Source organism: Bradyrhizobium sp. USDA 3311 (assembly GCF_054062495.1).
This window is the reverse complement of record NZ_JBSSFI010000001.1, coordinates 8,240,351-8,263,608: the sequence shown is the minus strand read 5'-3', so window position 1 is coordinate 8,263,608 and position 23,258 is coordinate 8,240,351. Positions and strand designations below refer to the sequence as shown.

The window sequence follows — 23,258 nt, the reverse complement described above, 5'->3', positions numbered from 1 at the left end:
AGCCTCGCGGGTTTCACGCGCGCTTCAAAATTCCTTGTCCTCGGCGATGATGAACACGATGCCCGTGAGCATCGCGCCGATCGCGAACGTCGTCACCAGCGTGACGACGAAAACGGCCGCGGCCGAATCTCCGCCATGGTTCAGCAAATTTGCCACCGCTGGGTTGGACAGAATGAGCACGAGACCGAAGGCGAGGCCAATCGCCGCGCCCATCATCGCGTGCGTCAAGAGCGTGATGATGCCGGAAGGAGAGATCAGCCTTGGCGACTTTTTCGGCGACTTTTTCGCGCCCATGGAACCGCCCTCGATCTTGCTTGCAACGCAGCCGGCGATTGCGGGTTCCATCGGCATGAACGATTTGTCACGTCGGGCTTCATCCGACGTTCATGCCCACCTTGCGACCATGGAGACCGTCAACACGGGAACATTCGATATGGGTAAGGTTGTCTTTCTCTATCGCTCGCTGGCCTATCGAAACGCGGCCGCCGACATGCTGCGCAAGGCGCGCAAGCTGCCGCGCGGTGCCGAGCGAAGCGCGGCCCGCCGCTATGCGATGGCGTTACGCGATCTCGCGCAAACGGAAGCCTGGCTCGAAGGGCGCATCGCCCATGAACCCCGGCCGGTGCGGCGCATGAAGGTCGCCGCGTCGGGTTAACCCGACGCGCGCTGGAGCGCGAGGGAGGTGGTGCCCTCGAACTTGCCGTGCGCGGCGCCGGTTGGGGTCTTCCGGGTCAACGGCACTTCCAGGCGGCACAACAGGCCCTCGGCGCGCCAATCGAATTGCGCCTTTCCGCCGAGCTGGGACTCGACGCTCGCAAGCAGGCTCCGCGTGCCGAAGCCGCGAGATTTCGGCGTCCTCACCAGCGGACCGCCGGATTCCTCCCAGATCAGTGTGAGGTGATCCTCCTCGACCTGCCAGCCGATCATGAGCCGGCCCGACCGCGTCGAGAGCGCGCCATACTTGGCCGAGTTGGTGAAAAGCTCGTGCAGCGCGAGCGCCAGCGTCTGGGCGGTTGCCGGCAGCAACTGAACCTCGGGCCCCGCCAGCTTGATCTGGCCGCCGAGCGAGTAGGGCGCGAGCTCCTCGTCGATCAGCTTCGAGAGTTCGGCGCCCTGCCAGCTCGACAGCGACAGGATCGTATGCACGCGCGCCAGCGCGTTGATGCGTCCCTCGACGGCGTTGACGTAGGCCTTGACCTCGTCGGCACGGGTGAGACGCACGATCGATTGCGCCAGCGCCAGCGCATTCTTGGCGCGATGATCGACTTCCCGCGCCAGCAGATTTTGCCGCTCCTCGGCACGTTTGCGCTCGGTGATGTCCACGGTGACACCGCTCACGCGCACCACGCGGCCGCTATTGTCGGCGGTGGCGGCAGCCGTGCCGACACACCAGCGCACATCGCCGTCGGGCCGCACAATGCGGAATTCCGTCTCATAGGCGCGTGTGCCCTTGCTGAATTCGGCGATCGCCTTGCGCAATTGGTCGACGTCATCGGGATGCAACAGTGCCTGAACGTTGGCCGGATTGACCTCGAAGCTCTCCGGGCTCACGCCAAAGATGCGATACTGCCCCTCGTCCCACATCCAGTCGCCGCTGACCCAGTCCCAGTCCCATGATCCCATCTTGCCGGCGGCGATCGCCATGCTGCGACGCTCTTCGCTCTCGCGCAGCTTCGCCGTGGAGTTCTCCAATTCCGCGGTGCGTGCACGGACACGGTCTTCGAGATCGTGGTTTAGCCGTTCGAGCTCGCGGGTCTTCCGGTACAGCTCGGCAAACACCTTGACTTTGGCGCGCAGCACCTCCGGCACGACCGGCACCGGAACATAGTCGACCGCGCCCATCTCATAGCCGCGCAACCGATCGATGTCGCTCACCTGAATGGCCGAGATGAAGATCATCGCCGTCTTCTGGAAACGCGGATGCTCCCGGATCATCGCCGCAAGCTCGAAGCCGTCGAGCTCGGGCATGCAGACGTCGACCAGGATCACCGCGATCTCGGTCTTGAGCAGAACCTCCAGCGCCTCGCGGCCGGACGAGGCGATCACGAGGTTCTCGCCGAGTTCCTTCAAGATCACCTCATAGGCGAGCAGCTTGGCCGGCTGGTCGTCGACGAGGAGGATGTTGACCTTTTCGTGGTCCATTCGCGCATCCAGCTCAGCGGTGCAGCCACATGCGGATCGCAAGCAGCAATTGATCGGTGTTGACGGGCTTGGCGAGGTAGTCGGACGCGCCGGCCTCCAGGCATTTCTCGCGGTCGCCCTTCATCGCCTTGGCGGTCAGCGCGATGATCGGCAGGCGCAAGAAGGCCGGGTTCTCGCGGATCACGCCGATGGTCTGATATCCATCCATCTGAGGCATCATGATGTCCATCAGGACGATGGCGATTTCCGGATTGGACTCGACCAGCGTTACCGCCTCGCGGCCGGTGGTCGCCGTCAGCACCTTCATGCCGCGCCGTTCCAGCACGCTCGACAACGCGAAGATGTTGCGGGCGTCGTCGTCGACGAGCAGCGCGGTCTTGCCGATCAGGTCCTCGTCGGAACTGTTCAGCTTCTCCAGCATGCGCTGCTTCTCGACCGGCAGCTCCGTGATCACGCGATGCAGGAACAACGCGGTCTCGTCGAGCAGGCGCTCCGGCGATTCCACGCCCTTGACCACGATGCTGCGCGCCATGGTGTGGAGCTCGGCATCTTCCTCCGCCGAGAGCTCGCGGCCGGTGAACACCACGACCGGAATGTTCGAAAGTGCTTCGTCGTGACGGATCTGGTCCAGCACCTCGAAGCCGCTCATGTCCGGCAATCTCAAGTCCAGCACCACGCAGTCGCAGGGCGCCTCGCGCAGCGTCGAGAGTGCGCCGGCGCCGGTGTCGGTCGTCACGATCTCGATATCGTCGTGATGCAGGAGCTCGCGGATCGAGAGCTGTTCGGCCTCGTTGTCCTCGACGATCAAGAGCCGCTTGCGGCGCGGCCGCGCATATTCCTTGATCTGCGTCAGCGCGGCCGAAACCCCTTCGGTCGTCGTCGGCTTGTTGACGAAGGAGAAGGCGCCGCGCGCCAGTGCATGCTGGCGGTCCTCGTCGAGCGTGATGATCTGCACGGGGATGTGGCGCGTCAGCGGATTGTGCTTGAGCTGGCTCAGCACGGTCCAGCCGAGCATGTCCGGCAGGAACACGTCGAGCGAGACCGCTCTCGGCTGGTATTGCTTGGCAAGTTCCAGCGCCTCGGCACCGCGGGCCGCGACCAGCACCTTGAAACCCTTGTCGCGTGCGAGATCGACCAGCACGCGCGCGTAATGCGGGTCGTCCTCGACGATCAGGAGGATGCTGTCGCCGGGTTCGAGGTTGAGGCGGTCGTCGGGAAGCTGCTCGATGACGCGCTGCTCGGGCGCCGTCGGTTGCAGCGCCGGCGGCTGGCTGTATTGCTGTGGCGTGGCGCGCGGCGCAAGTGTCGGGCCGGAATATTTCAACGGCAGATAAAGGGTGAAGGACGAGCCCTTGCCCGGTGCGCTGCGCAGATGGATTTCGCCGCCGAGCAGGCTGGCGAGCTCGCGGCTGATGGCGAGGCCAAGGCCGGTGCCGCCGTATTTGCGGCTGGTGCCGGCGTCGGCCTGCTGGAAGGCCTCGAAGATCAGCTTCTGCTTCTCCAGGGGAATGCCGATGCCGGTATCCGACACCTCGAACGCGATCACGGCCGGCGCGGAGTTCAGCACCGGGTGATCCGTGCCCCACCCCCCGAGCGCACCGCCAACCTTCAGGCGCACTTCGCCTTCGGCGGTGAACTTGAAGGCGTTGGAAAGCAGGTTCTTCAGGACCTGTTGCAGGCGCTTGGAGTCGGTGACGATGCTGCGCGCGAGGTTCGGGTCGACGTCGATTTTGAATGACAGGTTGCGGTTTTCCGCCTCGTGCCGGAACGGCCGCCCGACGGTTTCGAGCAGGTTCGCGGTCAGGATTTCCTCGGCGTCCACCGTCACCGTGCCGGACTCGATCTTGGAGAGATCGAGAATGTCGCTGATGAGGTTGAGCAGGTCGGTGCCGGCGCCGTGGATGGTGCGGGCGAATTCGACCTGCTTGGCCGAGAGGTTGCCGTCCGGGTTGTCGGTGAGCTGCTGTCCGAGGATCAGGATCGAGTTCAGCGGCGTGCGCAGCTCGTGGCTCATATTGGCGAGGAATTCGGACTTGTACTTCGAGGTCAGCGCGAGCTCGGTCGCCTTCTCCTCGAGCGCGCGGCGGGCCTGCTCGATCTCCTGGTTCTTGCGCTCGACCTCGACGTTGCGCTCGGCGAGCTGCTGCGCCTTCTGCTCGAGCTGGTCGTTGGTCTGCTGCAATTCGCGCTGCTGGGTCTGAAGCTCGCCGGCCAGCTGCTGCGACTGCTTGAGCAGGCCTTCGGTCTGCATCGTCGCCTCGATCGAGTTGAGCACGATGCCGATGGAGTCGGTGAGCTGCTCCAGGAAGGTCATTTGCGAGGTCGTGAACGAGGTCAGCGAGGCGAGCTCGATCACGGCCTTGACCTGGCCCTCGAACAGCACCGGCAGCACCACGAGGTTCTTCGGGGCGACGCGGAACAGCGCCGAGTTGATCGGCACCACGTCGGAGGGAATATCCGCGACCACGCGCGGCCGCCTGTCGAGCGCGCATTGGCCGATCAGGCCGTCGCCGAACGGCAGTACGCGCTGGTAGGGGTAGATGCCGTCGCCGGCGTAGGAGGCGAGCAGCAGGAGCTGTGGATTCTCCTCGTTCTCGACCTGGTAGATCACGCCGGTATGCGCGTTCACCAGCGGCGACAGTTCGGTCAGCAGCAGCCGGCCGACGGTGGCGAGGTCGCGCTGGCCCTGAAGCATGTTGGTGAATTTCGCGAGGTTGGTCTTCAGCCAGTCCTGCTCGGTGTTCACGTCCGTCGTGAGACGGAGGTTCGTGATCATCGTGTTGATGTTGTCTTTCAATTCCGCGACTTCGCCGCGGGCGTCGACCTGGATCGACCGCGTCAGGTCGCCCTTGGTCACGGCGGTCGCCACTTCCGCGATTGCGCGCACCTGCGAGGTGAGGTTGGCCGCCAGGAGGTTGACGTTGCCGGTGAGGTCCTTCCAGGTGCCGGCCGCACCGGGCACGTTGGCCTGGCCGCCGAGGCGGCCCTCGACGCCGACCTCGCGCGCCACCGATGTCACCTGATCGGCGAAGGTCGCGAGCGTCTCGGTCATGTTGTTGATGGTGTCGGCGAGCGCCGCCACCTCGCCCCGCGATTTCATCGTCAGGTTCTGCTTGAGGTCGCCGTTGGCGACCGCGGTCACCACCTTGACGATGCCGCGCACCTGCTCGGTCAGGTTCGCAGCCATCAGATTGACGGTGTCGGTGAGGTCCTTCCAGGTGCCGGCAACGCCGGGCACCGCGGCCTGACCGCCGAGCTTGCCTTCGGTGCCGACCTCGCGCGCGACGCGGGTGACTTCACCGGCGAAGGCGTTGAGCTGGTCCACCATGGTGTTGATGGTGTTCTTCAGCTCGAGGATTTCCCCCTTCACGTCGACGGTGATCTTGCGCGACAGGTCGCCGCGGGCCACGGCCGTGGTCACTTCGGCGATGTTGCGCACCTGCGTGGTGAGGTTCGCAGCCAGGAGGTTGACGTTGTCGGTGAGGTCCTTCCAGGTGCCGCCGACGCCGGGCACGACGGCCTGACCGCCGAGCCGGCCCTCGGTGCCGACCTCGCGCGCCACGCGCGTCACTTCGGCGGCGAAGGAGCGGAGCTGCTCGACCATGGTGTTCAGGGTGTCCTTGAGCAGCAGGATCTCGCCGCGCACGTCCACCGTGATCTTCTTCGACAGGTCGCCGCCGGCGATCGCGGTCGCGACCTCGGCGATGTTGCGGACCTGGGCCGTCAGGTTCGAGGCCATGAAGTTGACGTTGTCGGTGAGGTCCTTCCAGGTGCCGGCGACGCCGGGCACCTCGGCCTGGCCGCCGAGCTTGCCTTCGGTGCCGACCTCGCGCGCGACGCGCGTCACTTCGCCCGCAAAGCCGTTGAGCTGGTCCACCATCGTGTTGATGGTGTTCTTCAGCTCGAGGATTTCGCCGCGCACGTCCACGGTGATCTTGCGCGAAAGGTCGCCGCGCGCCACGGCGGTGGTGACCTCGGCGATGTTGCGGACCTGGGCGGTGAGGTTGCCCGCCATCGAGTTCACGCTGTCGGTGAGATCCTTCCAGGTGCCGGCGACGCCGGGCACGTTGGCCTGGCCGCCGAGCCGGCCCTCGGTGCCGACCTCGCGCGCCACGCGCGTCACCTCGCCCGCGAAGCGGTTGAGCTGGTCGACCATCGTATTCAGCGTGTCCTTGAGCTGAAGGATCTCGCCGCGCACGTCCACGGTGATCTTGCGCGAGAGGTCGCCGCCGGCGATCGCGGTTGCGACCTCGGCGATGTTGCGGACCTGGGCGGTGAGGTTACCGGCCATCGAGTTGACGCTGTCGGTGAGGTCCTTCCAGGTGCCGGCGACGCCGGGCACCTCGGCTTGGCCGCCGAGCTTGCCTTCGGTGCCGACCTCGCGGGCGACGCGCGTGACTTCGCCGGCGAAGGCGTTGAGCTGGTCGACCATTGTGTTGAGCGTTTCCTTCAGCTGAAGGATTTCGCCCGACACGTTCACGGTGATCTTCTTCGACAGGTCGCCCTTGGCCACGGCGGTGGCGACTTCGGCGATGTTGCGGACCTGCCCCGTCAGGTTCGAGGCCATCGAGTTGACGCTGTCCGTCAAATCTTTCCAGGTGCCGGCGACGCCGCGCACCTGGGCCTGGCCGCCGAGCTTGCCTTCGGTGCCGACCTCGCGGGCGACGCGCGTGACTTCGCCGGCGAAGGCGTTGAGCTGGTCCACCATGGTGTTGATGGTGTCTTTCAGCTCGAGGATCTCGCCGCGCACGTCCACGGTGATCTTCTTCGACAAGTCGCCGCCGGCGACCGCCGTCGTCACCTCGGCGATGTTGCGGACCTGTGCGGTCAGGTTCGATGCCATCGAGTTGACGCTTTCCGTGAGGTCCTTCCAGGTGCCGGCGACGCCGAGCACATTGGCCTGACCGCCGAGCCGGCCCTCGGTACCGACCTCGCGGGCGACGCGCGTGACTTCGCCGGCGAAGGCGTTGAGCTGGTCGACCATTGTGTTGAGCGTTTCCTTCAGCTGAAGGATCTCGCCGGACACGTTCACGGTGATCTTCTTGGAGAGGTCGCCGCCGGCGATGGCGGTGGCGACGTCGGCGATGTTGCGGACCTGCGCGGTCAGGTTCGAGGCCATGAAGTTGACGTTGTCGGTGAGGTCCTTCCAGGTGCCGGCCACACCGGGCACCTGGGCCTGGCCGCCGAGCTTGCCTTCGGTGCCGACCTCGCGCGCGACGCGCGTCACTTCGGAGGCGAAGGAGTTGAGCTGGTCCACCATGGTGTTGATGGTGTCCTTCAGCTCCAGGATTTCGCCGCGCACGTCCACCGTGATCTTGCGGGACAAGTCGCCGCGCGCCACGGCGGTGGTGACGTTGGCGATGTTGCGGACCTGCGCGGTCAGGTTGCCGCACATCGCGTTCACGGAGTCGGTGAGATCCTTCCAGGTGCCGGCGACGCCGGGCACGATCGCCTGGCCGCCGAGCTTGCCGTCGGTGCCGACCTCGCGCGCCACGCGCGTCACTTCGGAGGCGAAGGAGCGGAGCTGGTCCACCATCGTGTTGATGGCTTCCTTGAGCTGAAGGATCTCGCCGCGGACGTCGACGGTGATCTTCTTGGACAAGTCGCCATTGGCAACTGCGATCGTCACCTCGGCGATGTTGCGAACCTGGTTGGTCAAGTTGTTCGCCATCGAGTTGACGCTCTCGGTCAGATCCTTCCAGACGCCAGTCACCTCGGGCACCTGGGCCTGGCCGCCGAGCTTGCCTTCGGTGCCGACCTCGCGCGCCACGCGCGTCACCTCGGAGGTGAACACGCCGAGCTGCTTGATCATGGTGTTGACGATGTTCGCCGACTGCAGGAATTCACCGCGGAGCGGACGGCCGTCGACGTCGAGCTTGACGGTCTGGAGCAGGTCGCCTTGCGCCACCGCCGCGACCGCGCGGGTCACCTCGCGCGTCGGCCACAGCAAATCGTCGATCAGCGTGTTGACGGAGCCTTCCATGTCGGCCCAGGAGCCGGAGGCGAGGCCGAACTTCACACGCTGCCGGGTCTTGCCCTCGCGTCCCACCACCTGGCCGACCAGCTCGAGCTGCTGCGCCATGCGCTGGTTGGCGGCGATGATTTCATTAAAAGTGTCGGCGATCTTGCCGTCGATGCCGAGATAGTCGCCGCTCATACGCACGGAGAAATCGCCGCTGCGCATGGCCTGTAAGGCGAGGAGCAATTCCGGTCGGGAATCGGGCTCCGACGTACCGTTGATTTTTGGCTTTGGGACGCGACGACCGGAGCGTGATGCAGATCCGGGATCGAGGTCGCTCATACTGATTCCCCCGCAAGCGTCGGCCGAATCTTAGGCGTGACGCAATTAGTCAAACTAGAGCGTCAGCCTAATTCGAAATCAAGCGCCAAGGTTGCGGCGCGAGGAAATGGAACCTGCTTTGCTCAGCCCGACCACAGCAACGAAGAAAAAGCCGATTGGTTCCAAACGGTTCCAAAAGAATTTTGGCCGGTTCGCCGCCTCTGCTGGCACTTGCCTGCCAATCGGCGCGGCGGGCACCACGGGTGACGGCGGCCGGAGGACGAATGGGGGGCTATTTGTCTGCCATCGTCCGCTCCACATCCTTCATCTGCGAACGCAGCACCGGTAGCTGGTCGTGGGCAAAGGCGGCCAGTGCGGCGTTGTCGGGAGCTTTGAGATAGTGCTCGAGCAGGCCAATGGTGGATTCATATTCAGGGATCTGCGCGGCATAGAAGGTTCGGACGTAGGCCGGTCCGTCCGAATTGTCGGGCTCGGCGAGGCTTGTGCTCGCCGTTGTCTTGCCGACGCGCGGCTCAGCGCCGATCGCCTCTTGTATGTCCTTCAACGCTTTGTCGCGTTTCGCCGCTTCCTCGGCGCGCAGGGCGGCGAGGTTCTTCACCTCCGCGTTGCCCTTCAGGTCGGTGCTTTCCAGCAGGCCCTGCTGGAAGCGGCTGAACGCGTAGAGGCCGTTGATGACATCGGTCGCCGTCGGCACGCGTTCGCCCGGCCTTCGCTCGCCGGTGCTATCGGCAAGCGCTGCGGTGCTGATGAACATCAGGATGATCGCGACAAGAACTCGCATCGATATCAATGACCGATGGCGTGCAAGGTTCCCTGAACGTTACGATCCGGTAAGGGCGGTTGCGACGCGACAGTTCCGTCCCCACGTCATGATTCATGAAACAGTCTGACATTTACAGGGACAACGCCGACAACTGCTTGCAACTCGCCGAGCGGGCGGAAGGGCAACCTGCCTATAAGCGCTATTTGCGCATGGCAGACGCCTGGACCGCGCTCGCGACAGAACAGGACTGGCTTGATGGCGAAATTCCGCCCGTAACGACCCGTGCCTCCCAAAAGCAGGATGCATAGGCGCTCTCGTTTGGGTGTGACGCCGCGCACGGAATGCAAGTGACCAATCCAGGATCATTCGGGAACAGTCAATCGCGTTGATTTTCGATTCCAGAAGGAGATTTTGCAATGGCTCCGCGTCTTGCTCTTCTTTCACTCATTCTCGCTTTTGGCGTCTCGGTGGCGTTCGCGACGGTGACGACGGTGCGGCAGGTGCATATGGAGAATGCATCGGCTGCGGTGCATGCGGCGCATAGCTAGCGCCGCGGCCTCTCGCCTGAACCGGAACATTCGACGCGCCGGTGCGTAAGCGCTTCAGGACATCTGGAGAAGCGAGAGGTATCATGGCGCATTCCGACCACGGTATCGTCAGGGATCAGCGCGCGGAGGATCAACCGCGCGACAAGCAGCGTGCGCAGACCGCGCACAAGACGGGCTCGCACAAGACGGGCTCGAAGGGCTCGCCGTCGCGTGAGGCGACCCGCGATCCCAAGCTCAACGACAACAACAAGACGCCTGGATCCGGCGTGATGCCGGACGATTCCGGCGACGCCCCGACAGGCTAGTTCTCGCAAGGAACGAATCCCTGCGCGAAGAGTCGACGGATTGCTTCCGGTCGTCATGCCCCCGGTGCGCCGGAAGCAATCTCCAAGGACGGCCCTGGCACCCCACTGTGCCGGGGTCGTTTTGTCTTGCGAGGTCGATCGAATCAATCCTCGGCGTCGTTCTCGGATTTTCCCGGGGCGTGTCCGTCTGGCCCCCGGCCAAATACACCAAACTCGCTTGATTTGACGCCCGTTGACGGATCGATACTCGTCTCGATGCCCGCGGCTGCGAGTCCGAATTTGAGCAGTTCGCGTACCGCTGCGGCACGCGTTGGCATGCGGTGCTTGAACCGGAAATCATCCACTGCGGCCAGCTCTTCCGGGGAAAGCATGACTTGGAGCCGCTCGGCGCGAAGGTCGTTCATGGTCAATCACGCAAATTGAGCAAGATGAGTAATTTGCTAAACCGGCCAACTTGCCGCGAGTTCCACAGGAGTCCAAAAAAGCGCCAGTTGAGCAATATAGTCTAAATAAATCAATAGGTTAGTTGAAACGATTCGCGCGGAGGCGCATTCTCATAGGGAAAGGGAGATGCGTCATGACGGACGAGGTCAGGTTACCCCGCAAGCTTTCTGAGGAACGCGAAGCACAAAGGCCGGTGCGTCCAAGCCATCAGAAGGTCATTGAGCAAGTCGAGCGCTGGGCCAACAGCCCGGGCCTGCAACCCCCGAGGACGGACGATGCGAAGACGGTCTGAGCCCCACACATTCGCGCAACGTCTCGACGCGCACAGACTACGGCTCGAGCATGAGCTTGCGAGCTTGCCGGTCGGCGTTCAGCGCGATTCCATTGCCGCGCGCATCGAGCAGCTTCAGACCGCGGCCGAGATGTTTGAATTCCTGATGCCCCGGGAAGCTCTGGCGCCTCGCTGACCGCGGCCAGCGTCAGGACGATGGGCGTCGGGAGACGGTGCCAAGCTTTCGCTTCAGCCACCAGATCGACACGGAGACCGCGGCCCAGGTTGCGACGGCAGCGACGAATGCGCCGATGGTGTTCACCCAGCGATGAAGCGCAGGACCTGTTCGGTCATTGCTGTGCCCGCATCCTGCGCTTGTGGATCGGTTTCGCCAGCGTCCATTGCCGCAGCAGCCGCTCCGGCTAGTCGGCCGGATTGCGGCCGGTGCGCGGATTGATGGGGTCGGTCGGCTTGCGCCGCAATCGCTCCGGCAGGAACGGTTCTTCCGGCGAGGCCGACGGCGCTGACCGTACGTCGGCATGGTGCTGCGCACGCTCATGCGGTGTCTGGGTGGAGTTGATGTGCCGCTTCACGTCGAGTCCATCGACGGGATCGTTGACGCCGTGCTGGATGTCGCGAAAGTCGCTCATGGCTCATTTCCTTTAGAGACTCAGAGAACCGCTCGTTTCCGGCGATGTTCCTGATGAGTCGCCGAACCGAACCCAATTTGGAACGATCACAATCGGAACCGGTTGGTCCACGCACTGTCTGAGTGGAGAAATGAGATGTTGAATCAACGCGAATTGGACCGCAGCGAAATGGGCCGGTTGATCGGCAGCGACAGGGTCGAGGGAACGTCGGTCTATGGCGCGGATCGCAACAAGATCGGTTCGATCGAGCGGGTGATGATCGACAAGATCAGCGGCAAGGTGTCCTACGCGGTGCTCGGCTTCGGTGGATTTTTGGGCGTCGGCAATGACCACTATCCCTTGCCTTGGCAGTCCCTGAAGTACGACACCGATCTCGGTGGCTACGTGACGGGGGTTACAGCCAAGGAGCTGCAAGGCGCGCCGAAATATGGTGAGCAGAGCGATTGGAACTGGGGTGACGATGCGGCGGTTCGCGGCATCAACTCCTACTATGGCGTTCCCTTCGCGTAGGCCCCGCACCAGAGGAGATCCGATGAGCAAGGAAAAGCCGACCGACGATCCCCGTCATCAGAACGATTGGGGATCGCACGCCCAGACGGACAAGCCCTGGAAGGGAAATCCGGAGAAGGAGCAGCGATCGGGCGAGGCGAAGCCCGATCTGGAAAAATGGCAAACCACCAAGACGCACTGACCAAGGTGCGCCGAGGCTGAAAGTATCACGAATGAAGAGCGCGGCATCGGCACCGCGCTTTCGCCCGCGACGTCAGCCGTGCCGATGATCCGACGGCGGCATTGCTGCGCGCGTCAGCGCCACTCACCCTGCCGCTTCCCTTCGCCCGGGCCCCACATGCAGATGCACCTGCTTTGCATGCAGCACCTCGCCGCATTCCGAGCACACCATCACCGGGTCGAACAGCTTGCCGCAAGTTTTGTGCTCATGCAGCATCGGGCGACCGCGCTCGTCGCCCATGTGGGTGTCGCCCCAATGCACCATCGCCATGATGATCGGGTAGAGGTCGAGGCCCTTCTGCGTCAGGATGTATTCGTAGCGCTTGGGCGCCTCGGAATAGGGGACGCGGCGCAGGATGCCGAAGCGGACCAGCTTCTTCAGCCGCTCCGAGAGCAGGTGCCGTGTGATCTGGAGCGAGGACTGAAATCCCTCGAACCGGCGCACGCGCAAAAAGCATTCGCGCAGGATCAGAAGCGTCCAGCGGTCGCCGACCACGGCGACGGTGCGGGAGAGCGAGCAGGACTCTTCGTCCAGCGTGTCCCACTTCATGATACGGTCTCCGACGCAGGCGTAGTAAGTCAGAAAAAGGAACTGACTTGAATGATCAGTGCAATTTGCACATGAAGCTAGCATTCTGCCTCGCAATTTGACAGTTCTATTTTAGAACTATAGCCTTTGCTCCAAACATATCCGCACCGGAGGAGGCGACCTTGTCCAAGCGAAACGCGACAGCTGCCGTCATCGGGGCCGGCGATTTCATCGGCTCCGAAATCGCGAAGAAATTCGCCGCCGAAGGTTTTTCGATCTTCGCCGGCCGCCGCAACGGCGACAAGCTCGCGCCGCTGGTGAAGGACATCGAGGACGCCGGTGGCGAAATCCACGCGCGCTCGCTCGATGCGCGCAAGGAGGAAGAGGTCATCTCCTTCCTCGATGACGCCGACAAGCACGCGCCGCTGGAAGTTTGCATCTTCAACGTCGGCGCCAACGTCAATTTCCCGATCCTCGACACCACCGAGCGCGTGTTCCGTAAAGTCTGGGAGATGGCCTGCTATTCCGGCTTCCTGGCAGGCCGGGAAGCTGCGCGGCTGATGCTTCCGCGCGGCGGCGGCAAAATCTTCTTCACTGGCGCAACGGCCTCCTTGCGTGGCGGCAGCGGCTTTGCCGCGTTCGCCAGCGCAAAGTTTGGTCTGCGTGCGGTGGCGCAGGCGATGGCGCGCGAGCTTGGGCCGAAGAACATCCACGTCGCCCATCTCATCATCGATTCCGGTGTTGACACCGAGTGGGTGCGGCAGCGCCGGCTCGAAGCGCTCGGCCCGAACGCGCTCGACAATCCCGACCTGCTGATGCCGCCGTCGGCCGTGGCCGATTCCTATTGGCAGCTCTACCAGCAGCCGAAGAGCGCTTGGACATTCGAGATGGAGATCCGGCCCTTCGGAGAGAAATGGTGACCGCGGCACGAGACTGCGGCTAGACTGATCCCAAGCAAACCGAAATCCGGGAGGAAGCCTACGTGAAGACCGCGATCACCGAACTGTTCGGCATCGAGCACCCCATCATCCAGGGCGGCATGCATTTCGTCGGCTTTGCCGAGCTGGCTGCCGCCGTCTCGAATGCCGGCGGGCTCGGCATCATCACCGGCCTCACGCAGAAGACGCCGGAGCTGCTGGCGAAAGAGATCGCGCGCTGCCGCGACATGACCGACAAGCCGTTCGGCGTGAATCTCACGTTTCTGCCGGCTTTCTCGGCACCGCCTTATCCGGAATACATCGCGGCCATTGTCGAAGGCGGCGTCAAGGCGGTGGAGACTGCGGGTCGCAGCCCGGAACAGTATATGCCGGCGCTTAAGGCGGCTGGCATCAAGGTGATCCATAAATGCACGTCAGTTCGCCATTCCCTGAAGGCCGAGCGGATCGGCTGCGATGCCGTCAGCGTCGACGGCTTTGAGTGCGGCGGCCATCCCGGCGAGGACGACATTCCGAACATGATCCTGCTGCCGCGCGCGGCAGAGGAATTGAAGATCCCGTTCGTTGCCTCCGGCGGCATGGCTGACGGGCGCAGCCTCGTCGCGGCGCTGTCGCTGGGCGCGGCCGGCATGAACATGGGCACGCGCTTCATTGCGACCAAGGAAGCGCCGGTGCATCAGAACGTGAAGAACGCGCTGGTCGCCGCCACCGAGCTCGACACCCGTCTGATCATGCGGAGCTTGCGCAACACAGAACGCGTCCTGAAGAACGCCAATGTCGATCGTCTGCTCGAGATCGAGCGCGAGAAGGGCGACAAGCTCACCATCGACGACATCCACGACCAGGTCGCGGGCGTCTATCCCAGGATCATGCTGGACGGGCAGATGGATGCGGGCGCCTGGAGCTGCGGCATGGTCGCAGGCCTCATCCACGACATCCCCTCCTGCAAGGAACTCGTCGATCGCATCATGAGTGAGGCGGAGACCATCATCCGCGGCCGCCTGATGGGGTTCCTGGACGGGACGGGTGCGACACGAAAGGTCGCCTGAACACCGCCAAACTTCTTAACCACGGTGGGACTTGACCGCTGGAATTGCGCGCGAGGCTTCCTAGATAGGGGTAAAATACCCCTTTAATAAATCAATTTCAGGAGGCGTCCGTGGTCCTGAAGAGCGTTCATTTTGCCGTTGCCGTTGTCCTCGTGCTCGCATGGGGCGGCGCATCGCGCGCTGATGACTACAAGCCCGATGAATATTTCGGTCTCGATCTGTCCAAGGCGGTGTTGTCGCCGAAGCGGCTCGGGCCGGAGACGCGGTTCGCACCGGTCGCGTTAGAGGCCCGCGGCGGCAACGAGGCGCAGGCCCGCGCCGAGCCGGTGGACGTGCCGAAAAAGGTCGCCGCCGAACGCGTGCATGTGGCCGAACCGAAGGTCGCGCACGTCAAGGCCGCGCAGCCGCGTGGTGCGGCCCGGACCAAACTCGCGCATCGCCACGGCAATCCGTTGGATGCGCAGGCGAGAGATACCCGCATCCAGACCTGGCCTTGCCGCTCCGGCGGCATCTGCAACTGGCAGCGTTAGCCGCGACGACGCGCCTTCTTCACCTCGCCCCGCTTGCGGGGAGAGGTCGGATTGCGAAGCAATCCGGGTGAGGGAGTACAGGTCTATCGATGATCTCACCTGTGGAGAGAGGCCCCTCACCCCAACCCTCTCAGGGCGAGCAAAGCTCGTCCCGACCCCGTAAGAACGGGGCGAGGGAGCGCACCGCGCTCGGGGCTGCATCTCGCCCGTCATCCCCGCGTCGCAAAACCGTCGGCGCGGAGTCAAGAAACCGTAAGGGTAGGAGTCAAGGAGCGCAGGCACCTTCCGTCGCGATTCGACGAAGGTCTCCTGAATGGCAACGCTCCGCGCCCCGCGCGCATGGACCCGGCGGCAATTCCTGGTCCGCTCCACCTCCGGCCTCGCCTTGGCCGCGCTCGCAAAGCCATCCATCAGCCGTGCCGCCGACCGCCCGCGGATCGCCGGCGGCATCCAGTCCGGCGACGTCTCGGACGGCTCCGCCGTGATCTGGGCGCGCGCCGATCGGGCCGCGCGCATGCAGGTGGAATGCTCGACCGTAGAGAGTTTCAAGACCATTGTTGCCGCGGCCTCCGGCGACGCGCGGCCCGACGCCGACTTCACTTCGAAGCTGCTGCTGAGCGATCTGCCGCCAGGGCAGGACATCTTCTATCGCGTCCGCTTCGATGACATCGCGACCGGCATCGCCGGCGAAAGCCGCGTCGGCCATTTCCGCACCGCGCCGGCCGCAGGGCAATCGATCTCGTTCCTGTGGTCCGGCGACACCGCGGGGCAGGGCTGGGGGATCGACCTCTCGCGCGGCGGCTATCGCAGCTATCGCACCATGCTCGACAACCGCCCCGACTTCTTCATTCACTCCGGTGACCATATCTACGCCGACTGCACGATTCCATCCGCGCAGAAGCTGCCGAGCGGCGAGACCTGGCGCAACATCGTCACGGAGGAAAAATCGGAGGTCGCGCACACGTTGGCGCAGTTTCGCGGCAACTACAAATACAACCAACTCGACGAGCATTTTCGCGATTTCCACGCGAACGTGCCGATGTTCGCGCAGTGGGACGATCACGAGGTCACCAACGACTGGTCACCGTCCGGCAGCTATGACGAGGCCGGTTATGAGGACGACGGCACGCCGCGCCTGGTCGCGCGCGCCCGCCGCGCCTTCTTCGACTTCATGCCGATCCGCGACATCGGCGCACGGCAGGGGCGGGTCTATCGCAAGATCGCTCACGGTCCGCTGCTCGACGTCTTCATGATCGACATGCGCAGTTTTCGGGATGACACCTGGAACAAGGGCAGCGATCATCGCGGCTGGATCCTCGGCGCCGAGCAGCTGGCCTGGCTGAAGCGGGAGCTGGCGGCCTCGCGCGCGACCTGGAAGGTGATCGCCGCCGACCTGCCGATCGGCCTGATCAGTCTCGATGCGGTCGCGCTCGGCAATGGGCCGCCTGATAGACGCGAGCACGAGATCGCCGATCTGCTCAGCTCCATCAGGCGCGCCGGCGTGCGCAACGTCGTCTGGCTCACCGCCGACATGCACTACACCGCCGCGCATTACTACGATCCCAACAGGGCGCAATTCCAGGACTTCGAACCGTTCTGGGAGTTCGTCTCCGGCCCGCTGCATGCCGGCACCTGGGGCCCGGGCGAGCTCGACGACACTTTTGGTCCGGTCGCGATGTACCAGAACGGATGCAGCGAAGCGCAGGGCGAGAACCTCGCGCCCTGCTTCGGATTGCAGTTCTTCGGCCGCGTCGACATCGATGGCGCGAGCGGCGTGATGACCGTGACGCTGAAAGACGTCGACAACCGCGACCTCTGGTCGGTCGACATCGTGCCGCAGTCGCAGGCGCGCCCGGCCGTGGTCGCGCAGCATTCGTGAGGCCGGTTCGTCATGCCCGGGCTTGTCCCGGGCATCCACGTTCTGCGTGCCAAGGGGCAAGTCGTGGATGACCGGGTCAAGCCCGGTCATGACGTTGGGGAGGCACTCAGTGCGCCGACGCTAACCCGATCTTGATTGGCCGCTCCGCGTCTCCCGCGCTACACTGACTGCTCCCGCCACCTCTTTTCCATCAACGAAGAGTCTGTCCCCGCGGCCTCACCGCGGGCATCTCGCGGGCTGAAATACATTAGGAGCCTGTTTTATGGACAATCTGAACACACAGGGCATCAGCATGCCCAAGCTCGGCCTCGGCACCTTTCGCATGCAGGGCGACGCCTGCCGCGCCGCGGTCGAGAGCGCGCTGTCGGTCGGCTACCGCCACATCGACACGGCCGAAATGTACGCCAACGAGGAACCCATCGGCGCCGCGCTCGCCGCGGCCCGGCTGCCGCGCGGTGAGTTGCACGTCACGACGAAGGTCTGGCACGAGAATTTGGCGCCGGATGCGATCCGGCGGGCCTTCGACGCCAGCCTGAAGAAGCTCCGGCTCGACCACGTCGATCTCTATCTCGTGCACTGGCCGTCCAAGTCTGCGAACTGGGGCGCGGTGTTCGAGACCTTGATGAAGCTGAAGGAGGAGGGACGCACGCGGGCGATTGGCGTTGCCAATTTCACCACGGCGCTGCTCAAGATCGCGGTCGAGGACATCAGGGCGCCGATCGCCTGCAACCAGATCGAATATCACGCGATGCTCGATCAATCGAAGGTGCTGGCCTATCTCAATGCCAGGTCGATCCCGCTGGTCGCCTATTGCCCGCTGGCGCAGGGACGCGTTGCCTCCGATCCGGTGCTGGCGGAGATCGGCGCCAGGCACAACGCGACCGCTGCACAGGTTGCGCTGAAATGGCTGCTCGACCAGGGCGGCGTTGCGGCGATCCCGAAGGCCTCGCGCCGCGAGAGCCAGCAGGCCAATCTCGATGCGCTGAAGATCACGCTCGACGATGCCGACCGCAACAAGATCGCAGCGCTACCGAAGGACAGGCGTTGCGTCAATCCCGGCTTTGCGCCGGCGTGGGACTGACCATAAGCACGTTGCGAACGCAAAGAAATGGCCCCGCGAGGGGCCATTTCGATGTTGCGTTGCGCGTTAGTCCCAGTGGTGATGGCTGCGCTTGACCACGACGACACGATCGCGATGGTGCCAGCCGCGATGCCAGCCATGATCACGATGCTCGCGCATTTCGGCGCGGGCACCGTAACCGTAGCCATGGTGGCCGTTCCTGATCACCACCGTTTCGGCACTCGCCATCGTCGGTGCAATGATCGCGAGCGCGCCGAGAGCAGCAACCACATAACCAAGCTTCTTCATGATGTCCTCCTCCAACTCAATGCACATGAGAACCGCGCATTCGCGCGAACGTTCCGGAGGAACTGGCAGAGAATTCTGAACGGATGTTCAGATGCTCAATCGCAGCGTTGCTGCGCAGGGGTCGGCGCGCCCGTGGCGACGTATTTGCCGTCCCTGATCGTGTATGCGCCGCGCTCGCTGCGATTGTAGATCGCGCGCAGGCTGCCGTCCTTGGCCAGCAGCAGCCCGAACTCGCGGGTCTGATGCAGCGATGGAAAGTACACCATCACATTGAGCAGGCCCTCGGCGTTGACCGTGGCGGACACGACTTCGTTCTCGTCCTTGGCCTCGCCGAAATTGCGCCGGTACATCACCCGGCCGTCCTTCTGGATCTCGTAAGTCAGGAGCGCCCCCCTGTCGCGGTCGGGCCGGGCCGCGCAATCGACCGCCCATGAGCCGAGCAGGCCCCATTGTTCGACCGTCGCCGCAAGCGTCTCGGCACCGGCCGTGGACGTGAACGCGACCCACACCACCGCCGCCGTGGTCCAGCGGCTCAACCAACGCGTCATGTCCTGAAAGGCCCCACCTCGAAGAATTCCAAAGTGTAGCATCCCGCCCGCGGTCGTCCACGCCAGCCGCCGATCGCTCGCGAATTTGATCCGCGTCAATGAGGCCGGCCGTATCGGGGGTAGGATGGCTGCTCCCGAAAGCGAACGTGGATAGACCAATGCTGAATCAAGTCATGGATTTTGCGGGCGAAGTGCTGCCGGGGAGCTGTGCCGTGCCGCCTTATTCGGAGACCGCGTTTCTGGCCGAGCTGGGCGACCGCTTGAAGTCCTCGCGCACGCGCTGCGACCTCTCGCGCCGGGAGCTGGCCCGCCGCTCCGGGATTTCCGAGCGCTATATCGCCCAGATCGAGGCCGGCAAGGGCAACGTCTCGATCGTCCTGTTGCTGCGGCTGGCCTCCGCGATCCACGGCAGCCAGCCCCAGGCGGCTTGACGAGGCGTTAAGCCCGCTTCTCCACATTGGCGCTGCGGGCCGGCACGCCGAACTCCTTGCGGCAGACCTCGGCCAGCACAGCGACGCCCTCGCGGATCTGCTGATGCGTCGGGCTGGCAAAGCACAGCCGCAGGCGTGAGCTGGAATGGCTCTTGCTGGTGGACCATTCCGGCCCCGGATTGATCGAGACACCGGCGGCAAGCGCGGCCTGATAGAGCTTCAGCGTATCGACCTGGTCGGGCAGCTTCACCCACAGGAAGATGCCGCCCTTGGGCTCCTCGAACTCCGCCGCCGTTCCGAACTGCTCATTGAGGGCTTCCATCAGCGTATCGAGCTTGGTGCGCAGCGTCTTCGTCAGGGCCGGCACGTGGCTTGCGAAATGCGGCTTGCAATAGGCCGCCAGCACCATCTGCTCCAGCGCACCGGAGCCGGCATCCGTCTTCAGCGACAGCATCCGCGACATCACATCCCAGGGCGCGACGATGAAGCCGACGCGCAGCGCCGGCGCGATCGATTTCGAGAACGAACCGATGTGGATCACGCCGCCGTTCGGGCTCATCGCATAAATCGCCGGCGGCCGCTGTCCCGACCAGACGAGATCGGCATAGCAGTCATCCTCGAAGATCGGCACCCCATACTCGGCCGCGAGCCGCACCAGCTCGGCGCGGCGGCTCTCCGGCATGATGCTGCCGGTCGGGTTCTGCACAGTCGGGATGGTGTAGATGTATTTTGGCCGGATGCCGCGGCTCTTCAGGTCGGCCAGCGTCGTGGCCAGCACGTCCATGCGCATGCCGTCCGCATCGAGCGGAATGCCTGCTACGTTGACGCCGAGCCGTGCCAGACGGTTCAGCGAGCCCTGATAGCTGTCCTGCTCGAAGATCACGGTATCGCCGCGGGCGAGCAGCGTATTGTTGACGAGGTCGAGCGCCTGGAGCGAGCCCGAGACGATCAGGAGATCGTCGACCGTGCAGTTGATGCCGGCATCGCGCTTCAGTTTTGTTACGAGGAATTCGCGCAGCGGCAGGTAGCCTTGCGGCCCGTGCGCCAGACCGTAAGTGGCGAGCGATCGGCCCTCGCGTTGCAGGGCGAGGTTGGCCGCCTCGATCAGCTCATCCAGCGGCACCTGCTCGGAATCATTGTTGCCGCCGACAAAGCTGTATTTGGCAAGGCCCGTCCAGCGCGCGGAAGGGGCCGGCAGCCCTGCGGGAAACAGGGGCGCGAAATCGAAGCTGGACGTCATGGGAGCGTTCCTCGTGTTGTTCTTGTTGAGCGGCCGGCTTTGCGCCGGCCTGCCTTACGTCTTGTTGGCCGTCCGGGTCGGACGGCTTCTACTTCTTTGTGGCAGTCCGGGTCGGACGGCCCTGGCTGATGAAAGCGTAATGCGCATTGGCGACGCCGCCAACCATCAAGGCCTCGACCACCGGCTCGGCGATGTCGCCCGTTGCGGCCCAGTCGACAATGAAATTGGCCCCGGTCCCGCCGCGCACGTCGTCGGTCGGAATGAAAATCGAGACGGTGGCGAGGGGCCTCAAGGCCACCGGCGCTTTCAGATAGCTCTCGACCTGCTTGCCTGCGGTGTCGAAATAGGCGATGCGCTTGACCACCAGCGGCTGGCTCTCGGAGGCGTTGTGAACGCTCAAGGTCACCGAGAAGTCGACGCGCAGCTTGCCCTGGCTCATCGCGACGCTGGAATAGGCCGGCACATAGAACCCGCCGGCGACGGCGAGCTCCTCTTTCGGCAGCACAGTGAGCGAATCGGCAAAGTTTTGTTCGATATTGACCTTGGATTGCGCCGCGGCCGGCAAGGCGAACGCGAACGGAGCTAGCACGGCTATCAGCCAGAGCACGATCCGCATGTGACGAATTGCTCGCTTGCCGCGGCGCAACCTGTCTCTAGGGTGCGGCAAAACGGACCAATTTCGCATGCATGAGCTTATTCGCGACATCACTCTCTGTATCCTGTTTGCCTGGATGCTGGGCCTGCTCGCCCATTTCTCCCGGCAACCTCTGATCCTGGCCTACCTTATCGCCGGCTTCTGCATAGGTCCATTCGGCGCCGGCTGGGTCAAATCGCAGGAATCGATCAGCGTCATCTCCGAGCTCGGCCTGATCTTCATGCTGTTCATGATCGGGCTGGAGATCGACCTGAAGAAGATCGTGCGGGCGGGAAAGGTGATCCTGTTCGCGGCGGGCGGCCAGCTGCTCGGCGGCTGCCTGCTCGGGGTCCTGTTTTTCGCCGGCATCGGCCTGTCGCTCGGCGGCGGGCATTTCGATGCGGTCTATCTCTGTATCGCCTGCGCGCTGTCGAGCACCGTCATCATCGTCAAGGTGCTCTACGAGAAGCGCGAGCTCGACACGCTGCCCGGCCGCATCACGCTCGGCGTGCTGGTGCTCCAGGACATCTTCGCCATCCTGTTCCTGGCGGTGCAACCGAGTCTTGCCAATCTGCAAGTGAGCGTCATCCTGCTCTCGATCGGCCGCGTCGCGGTGCTGGTGGCCGCCGCGCTGCTGGTCAGCCGCTATGTGCTGCCGCGCCTGTTCCACCAGATCGCCCGCCGGCCCGAACTGATCCTGCTCGGCGCGCTCGCCTGGTGCTTCCTCGTGGCCGAGACCGCGGAGCGGCTGTCGCTGTCGCGCGAGATGGGCGCCCTGATCGCCGGCGTCTCGCTTTCGACCTTTCCCTATGCGCTCGACGTCACCGCCAAGGTCACCACGCTGCGCGACTTCTTCATCACGCTGTTCTTCGTCGCGCTCGGCATGACCATTCCCGTGCCCGGCCTCTCCGTGATCGGGCTTGCCTTGATGATCGCGGCGTTCACGGTGGTGAGCCGGCTCGTCACGACCTTCACGCCGCTCTACCTGATGAAGCAGGGGCTGCGTGCCAGCCTGTTGCCGGCCCTGAACCTCGCGCAGATCTCCGAGTTCTCGCTGGTCGTGATCCAGACCGGTGTCACCGACAACCACATCGCAGCCGAGACGGCGAACGCGGCCTCCTTCGCCTTCGTGGTGCTGGCCGTGCTCTCGACCTTCGTGATGACGCGCAGCGACGAGATCGCCCGCTGGGCGATCGGCCCGTTGAAGCGGATCGGCCTGCGCGATCTCGATCACGGCAATGGCCATGCCGAGGAGGGCCACGAGGGCGGCCATGGCGAGGCTCGCCGCATCGTCATCCTGGGCTTTTTCCGCGCGGCGAGCGCGCTGCTGGCCGAGATCGAACGGCAGGCGCCGGTGTTGCTCGAGCAGATCACGGTGGTCGATTTCAACCCCAATGTGTACCAGACCCTGCTTTCACGCGGCCTGCACGTGATCTATGGCGACATCAGCAGCGCGGACACGCTGCTCCATGCCGGCGTCGGCAAGTCCGAGATGATCATCCTCAGCGTGCCGGATGCGCTTCTCAAGGGCGCCAGCAACGAGAAGCTGGTCCGCCACGTCCGCACCCTCAACCCGACCGCCATGATCGTGGCTACGGCCGATCTTTTGTCGGATGTCGGCGAGCTCTACGAGGCCGGTGCCAGTTACGTCACCGTGACCCGACTCAGCGACGCCCACGAGCTGTTTACCGTGATCGAGGCCGCCCAGGCCGGCCTGCTCGCGGATAAGCGCGCCGAGCTCGACCTGCGGCTCGGCGAGCGGAGAGAGGTGCTGCCCTGACGGCGTCCGGCCGTCTTCCTTCCGGGGTTTGTGCGCCTATATCCCTGGTATCTTCGGTGCAAGCCTGAGACCCGCCGCCCTGACGGCCATCTGGCATATGCGGTTGCGTCCAGGACACTAGCGCTTGGGGCCAAGTCCGGCTAAGGCGTCCGGCTAAGCCTCCGGCCCATAACCGATAGAG

Annotated in this window: 25 protein-coding genes; 14 read left to right on the top strand and 11 right to left on the bottom strand. The window is 64.2% G+C overall.

Going from position 1 to position 23,258, the window contains the following annotated elements:
- Positions 1 to 24: 24 nt before the first annotated feature.
- Positions 25 to 294 (bottom strand): hypothetical protein, encoded by a 270-nt coding sequence (locus ACVWW6_RS39325; protein WP_028175372.1) that lies wholly within the window; start codon positions 292 to 294, stop codon positions 25 to 27.
- On the opposite strand from ACVWW6_RS39325, the gene ACVWW6_RS39320 reads away from it, so the two are divergent.
- Positions 239 to 655 (top strand): hypothetical protein, encoded by a 417-nt coding sequence (locus tag ACVWW6_RS39320; protein WP_456682660.1) that lies wholly within the window; start codon positions 239 to 241, stop codon positions 653 to 655. The genes ACVWW6_RS39325 and ACVWW6_RS39320 overlap by 56 nt on opposite strands.
- Here ACVWW6_RS39320 and ACVWW6_RS39315 read toward each other — a convergent pair.
- The 3 genes from ACVWW6_RS39315 to ACVWW6_RS39305 form a co-directional block, all read right to left on the bottom strand.
- Positions 652 to 2,142, bottom strand: a complete 1,491-nt coding sequence (locus ACVWW6_RS39315; protein WP_011085384.1) for an HWE histidine kinase domain-containing protein — start codon at positions 2,140 to 2,142, stop codon at positions 652 to 654. The genes ACVWW6_RS39320 and ACVWW6_RS39315 overlap by 4 nt on opposite strands.
- Before the next feature lie 13 nt (positions 2,143 to 2,155).
- The gene (locus ACVWW6_RS39310) at positions 2,156 to 8,443 is read right to left on the bottom strand and encodes a HAMP domain-containing protein (RefSeq protein ID WP_271558156.1); all 6,288 of its coding nucleotides are present in this window, start codon (positions 8,441 to 8,443) and stop codon (positions 2,156 to 2,158) included.
- Between the two features lie 271 nt (positions 8,444 to 8,714).
- Positions 8,715 to 9,224, bottom strand: a complete 510-nt coding sequence (locus ACVWW6_RS39305) for a DUF4142 domain-containing protein (RefSeq protein ID WP_304566065.1) — start codon at positions 9,222 to 9,224, stop codon at positions 8,715 to 8,717.
- 95 nt (positions 9,225 to 9,319) lie between these two features.
- Here ACVWW6_RS39305 and ACVWW6_RS39300 point away from each other — a divergent pair, with 95 nt between their 5' ends.
- The 3 genes from ACVWW6_RS39300 (at position 9,320) to ACVWW6_RS39290 (ending at position 10,059) form a co-directional block, all read left to right on the top strand.
- Positions 9,320 to 9,514, top strand: a complete 195-nt coding sequence (locus tag ACVWW6_RS39300) for a hypothetical protein (protein ID WP_028175368.1) — start codon at positions 9,320 to 9,322, stop codon at positions 9,512 to 9,514.
- Positions 9,515 to 9,622: 108 nt separating this feature from the next.
- Positions 9,623 to 9,754, top strand: a complete 132-nt coding sequence (locus ACVWW6_RS39295) for a hypothetical protein (protein ID WP_256380402.1) — start codon at positions 9,623 to 9,625, stop codon at positions 9,752 to 9,754.
- 83 nt (positions 9,755 to 9,837) lie between these two features.
- Entirely contained in the window at positions 9,838 to 10,059 is a 222-nt protein-coding gene (locus ACVWW6_RS39290) for a hypothetical protein (protein WP_011085387.1), read from the top strand.
- A gap of 143 nt (positions 10,060 to 10,202) precedes the next feature.
- On the opposite strand, the gene ACVWW6_RS39285 is transcribed toward ACVWW6_RS39290, so the two are convergent.
- Positions 10,203 to 10,463, bottom strand: coding sequence for a hypothetical protein (locus ACVWW6_RS39285; RefSeq protein ID WP_028175367.1), 261 nt, complete (start codon positions 10,461 to 10,463; stop codon positions 10,203 to 10,205).
- A 173-nt stretch (positions 10,464 to 10,636) separates the two neighbouring features.
- Here ACVWW6_RS39285 and ACVWW6_RS39280 point away from each other — a divergent pair, with 173 nt between their 5' ends.
- Positions 10,637 to 10,795 (top strand): hypothetical protein, encoded by a 159-nt coding sequence (locus ACVWW6_RS39280; protein WP_165448144.1) that lies wholly within the window; start codon positions 10,637 to 10,639, stop codon positions 10,793 to 10,795.
- Positions 10,796 to 11,196: 401 nt separating this feature from the next.
- Here the strand turns inward: ACVWW6_RS39280 and ACVWW6_RS39275 are convergent, their stop codons facing one another.
- Positions 11,197 to 11,424 (bottom strand): hypothetical protein, encoded by a 228-nt coding sequence (locus ACVWW6_RS39275; RefSeq protein ID WP_027546226.1) that lies wholly within the window; start codon positions 11,422 to 11,424, stop codon positions 11,197 to 11,199.
- Between the two features lie 135 nt (positions 11,425 to 11,559).
- On the opposite strand from ACVWW6_RS39275, the gene ACVWW6_RS39270 reads away from it, so the two are divergent.
- Together ACVWW6_RS39270 and ACVWW6_RS39265 are read left to right on the top strand one after the other, a co-directional pair.
- Entirely contained in the window at positions 11,560 to 11,934 is a 375-nt protein-coding gene (locus tag ACVWW6_RS39270; RefSeq protein WP_404523519.1) for a PRC-barrel domain-containing protein, read from the top strand.
- A gap of 22 nt (positions 11,935 to 11,956) precedes the next feature.
- Positions 11,957 to 12,115 (top strand): hypothetical protein, encoded by a 159-nt coding sequence (locus ACVWW6_RS39265; RefSeq protein WP_165448145.1) that lies wholly within the window; start codon positions 11,957 to 11,959, stop codon positions 12,113 to 12,115.
- A 123-nt stretch (positions 12,116 to 12,238) separates the two neighbouring features.
- Here ACVWW6_RS39265 and ACVWW6_RS39260 read toward each other — a convergent pair whose 3' ends face one another.
- The gene (locus ACVWW6_RS39260) at positions 12,239 to 12,703 is read right to left on the bottom strand and encodes a winged helix-turn-helix transcriptional regulator (protein WP_456682659.1); all 465 of its coding nucleotides are present in this window, start codon (positions 12,701 to 12,703) and stop codon (positions 12,239 to 12,241) included.
- Positions 12,704 to 12,864: 161 nt separating this feature from the next.
- Here ACVWW6_RS39260 and ACVWW6_RS39255 point away from each other — a divergent pair, with 161 nt between their 5' ends.
- From ACVWW6_RS39255 to ACVWW6_RS39235, 5 genes are all read left to right on the top strand, one after another.
- Entirely contained in the window at positions 12,865 to 13,602 is a 738-nt protein-coding gene (locus ACVWW6_RS39255; protein WP_271558166.1) for an SDR family oxidoreductase, read from the top strand.
- 62 nt (positions 13,603 to 13,664) lie between these two features.
- On the top strand, positions 13,665 to 14,666 hold the full coding sequence (locus ACVWW6_RS39250) for an NAD(P)H-dependent flavin oxidoreductase (RefSeq protein ID WP_011085392.1): 1,002 nt from the start codon (positions 13,665 to 13,667) through the stop codon (positions 14,664 to 14,666).
- Between the two features lie 110 nt (positions 14,667 to 14,776).
- Positions 14,777 to 15,196: a hypothetical protein gene (locus tag ACVWW6_RS39245; protein WP_456682658.1), complete on the top strand. Its 420-nt coding sequence runs from the start codon at positions 14,777 to 14,779 to the stop codon at positions 15,194 to 15,196.
- 313 nt (positions 15,197 to 15,509) lie between these two features.
- Positions 15,510 to 17,075: an alkaline phosphatase D family protein gene (locus tag ACVWW6_RS39240; protein WP_456682657.1), complete on the top strand. Its 1,566-nt coding sequence runs from the start codon at positions 15,510 to 15,512 to the stop codon at positions 17,073 to 17,075.
- Positions 17,076 to 17,337: 262 nt separating this feature from the next.
- Positions 17,338 to 18,156, top strand: coding sequence for an aldo/keto reductase (locus ACVWW6_RS39235; RefSeq protein WP_271558171.1), 819 nt, complete (start codon positions 17,338 to 17,340; stop codon positions 18,154 to 18,156).
- 66 nt (positions 18,157 to 18,222) lie between these two features.
- Here the strand turns inward: ACVWW6_RS39235 and ACVWW6_RS39230 are convergent, their stop codons facing one another.
- Together ACVWW6_RS39230 and ACVWW6_RS39225 are read right to left on the bottom strand one after the other, a co-directional pair.
- Positions 18,223 to 18,444: a hypothetical protein gene (locus tag ACVWW6_RS39230; protein ID WP_028175359.1), complete on the bottom strand. Its 222-nt coding sequence runs from the start codon at positions 18,442 to 18,444 to the stop codon at positions 18,223 to 18,225.
- Positions 18,445 to 18,539: 95 nt separating this feature from the next.
- On the bottom strand, positions 18,540 to 18,992 hold the full coding sequence (locus ACVWW6_RS39225) for a hypothetical protein (RefSeq protein ID WP_038965896.1): 453 nt from the start codon (positions 18,990 to 18,992) through the stop codon (positions 18,540 to 18,542).
- A gap of 158 nt (positions 18,993 to 19,150) precedes the next feature.
- Between ACVWW6_RS39225 and ACVWW6_RS39220 the strand changes: the two genes are divergently transcribed.
- Positions 19,151 to 19,423 carry a helix-turn-helix domain-containing protein gene (locus tag ACVWW6_RS39220; RefSeq protein WP_028175357.1) on the top strand — a complete coding sequence of 91 codons (273 nt, stop codon included), beginning with the start codon at positions 19,151 to 19,153 and terminating at the stop codon, positions 19,421 to 19,423.
- Positions 19,424 to 19,430: 7 nt separating this feature from the next.
- Here the strand turns inward: ACVWW6_RS39220 and ACVWW6_RS39215 are convergent, their stop codons facing one another.
- Entirely contained in the window at positions 19,431 to 20,663 is a 1,233-nt protein-coding gene (locus ACVWW6_RS39215) for an aminotransferase-like domain-containing protein (RefSeq protein ID WP_011085398.1), read from the bottom strand.
- 88 nt (positions 20,664 to 20,751) lie between these two features.
- Positions 20,752 to 21,279 carry a DUF3124 domain-containing protein gene (locus ACVWW6_RS39210; protein ID WP_038965894.1) on the bottom strand — a complete coding sequence of 176 codons (528 nt, stop codon included), beginning with the start codon at positions 21,277 to 21,279 and terminating at the stop codon, positions 20,752 to 20,754.
- Between the two features lie 67 nt (positions 21,280 to 21,346).
- Here ACVWW6_RS39210 and ACVWW6_RS39205 point away from each other — a divergent pair, with 67 nt between their 5' ends.
- The gene (locus tag ACVWW6_RS39205) at positions 21,347 to 23,077 is read left to right on the top strand and encodes a cation:proton antiporter (protein ID WP_060910913.1); all 1,731 of its coding nucleotides are present in this window, start codon (positions 21,347 to 21,349) and stop codon (positions 23,075 to 23,077) included.
- Positions 23,078 to 23,258 lie beyond the last annotated feature (181 nt).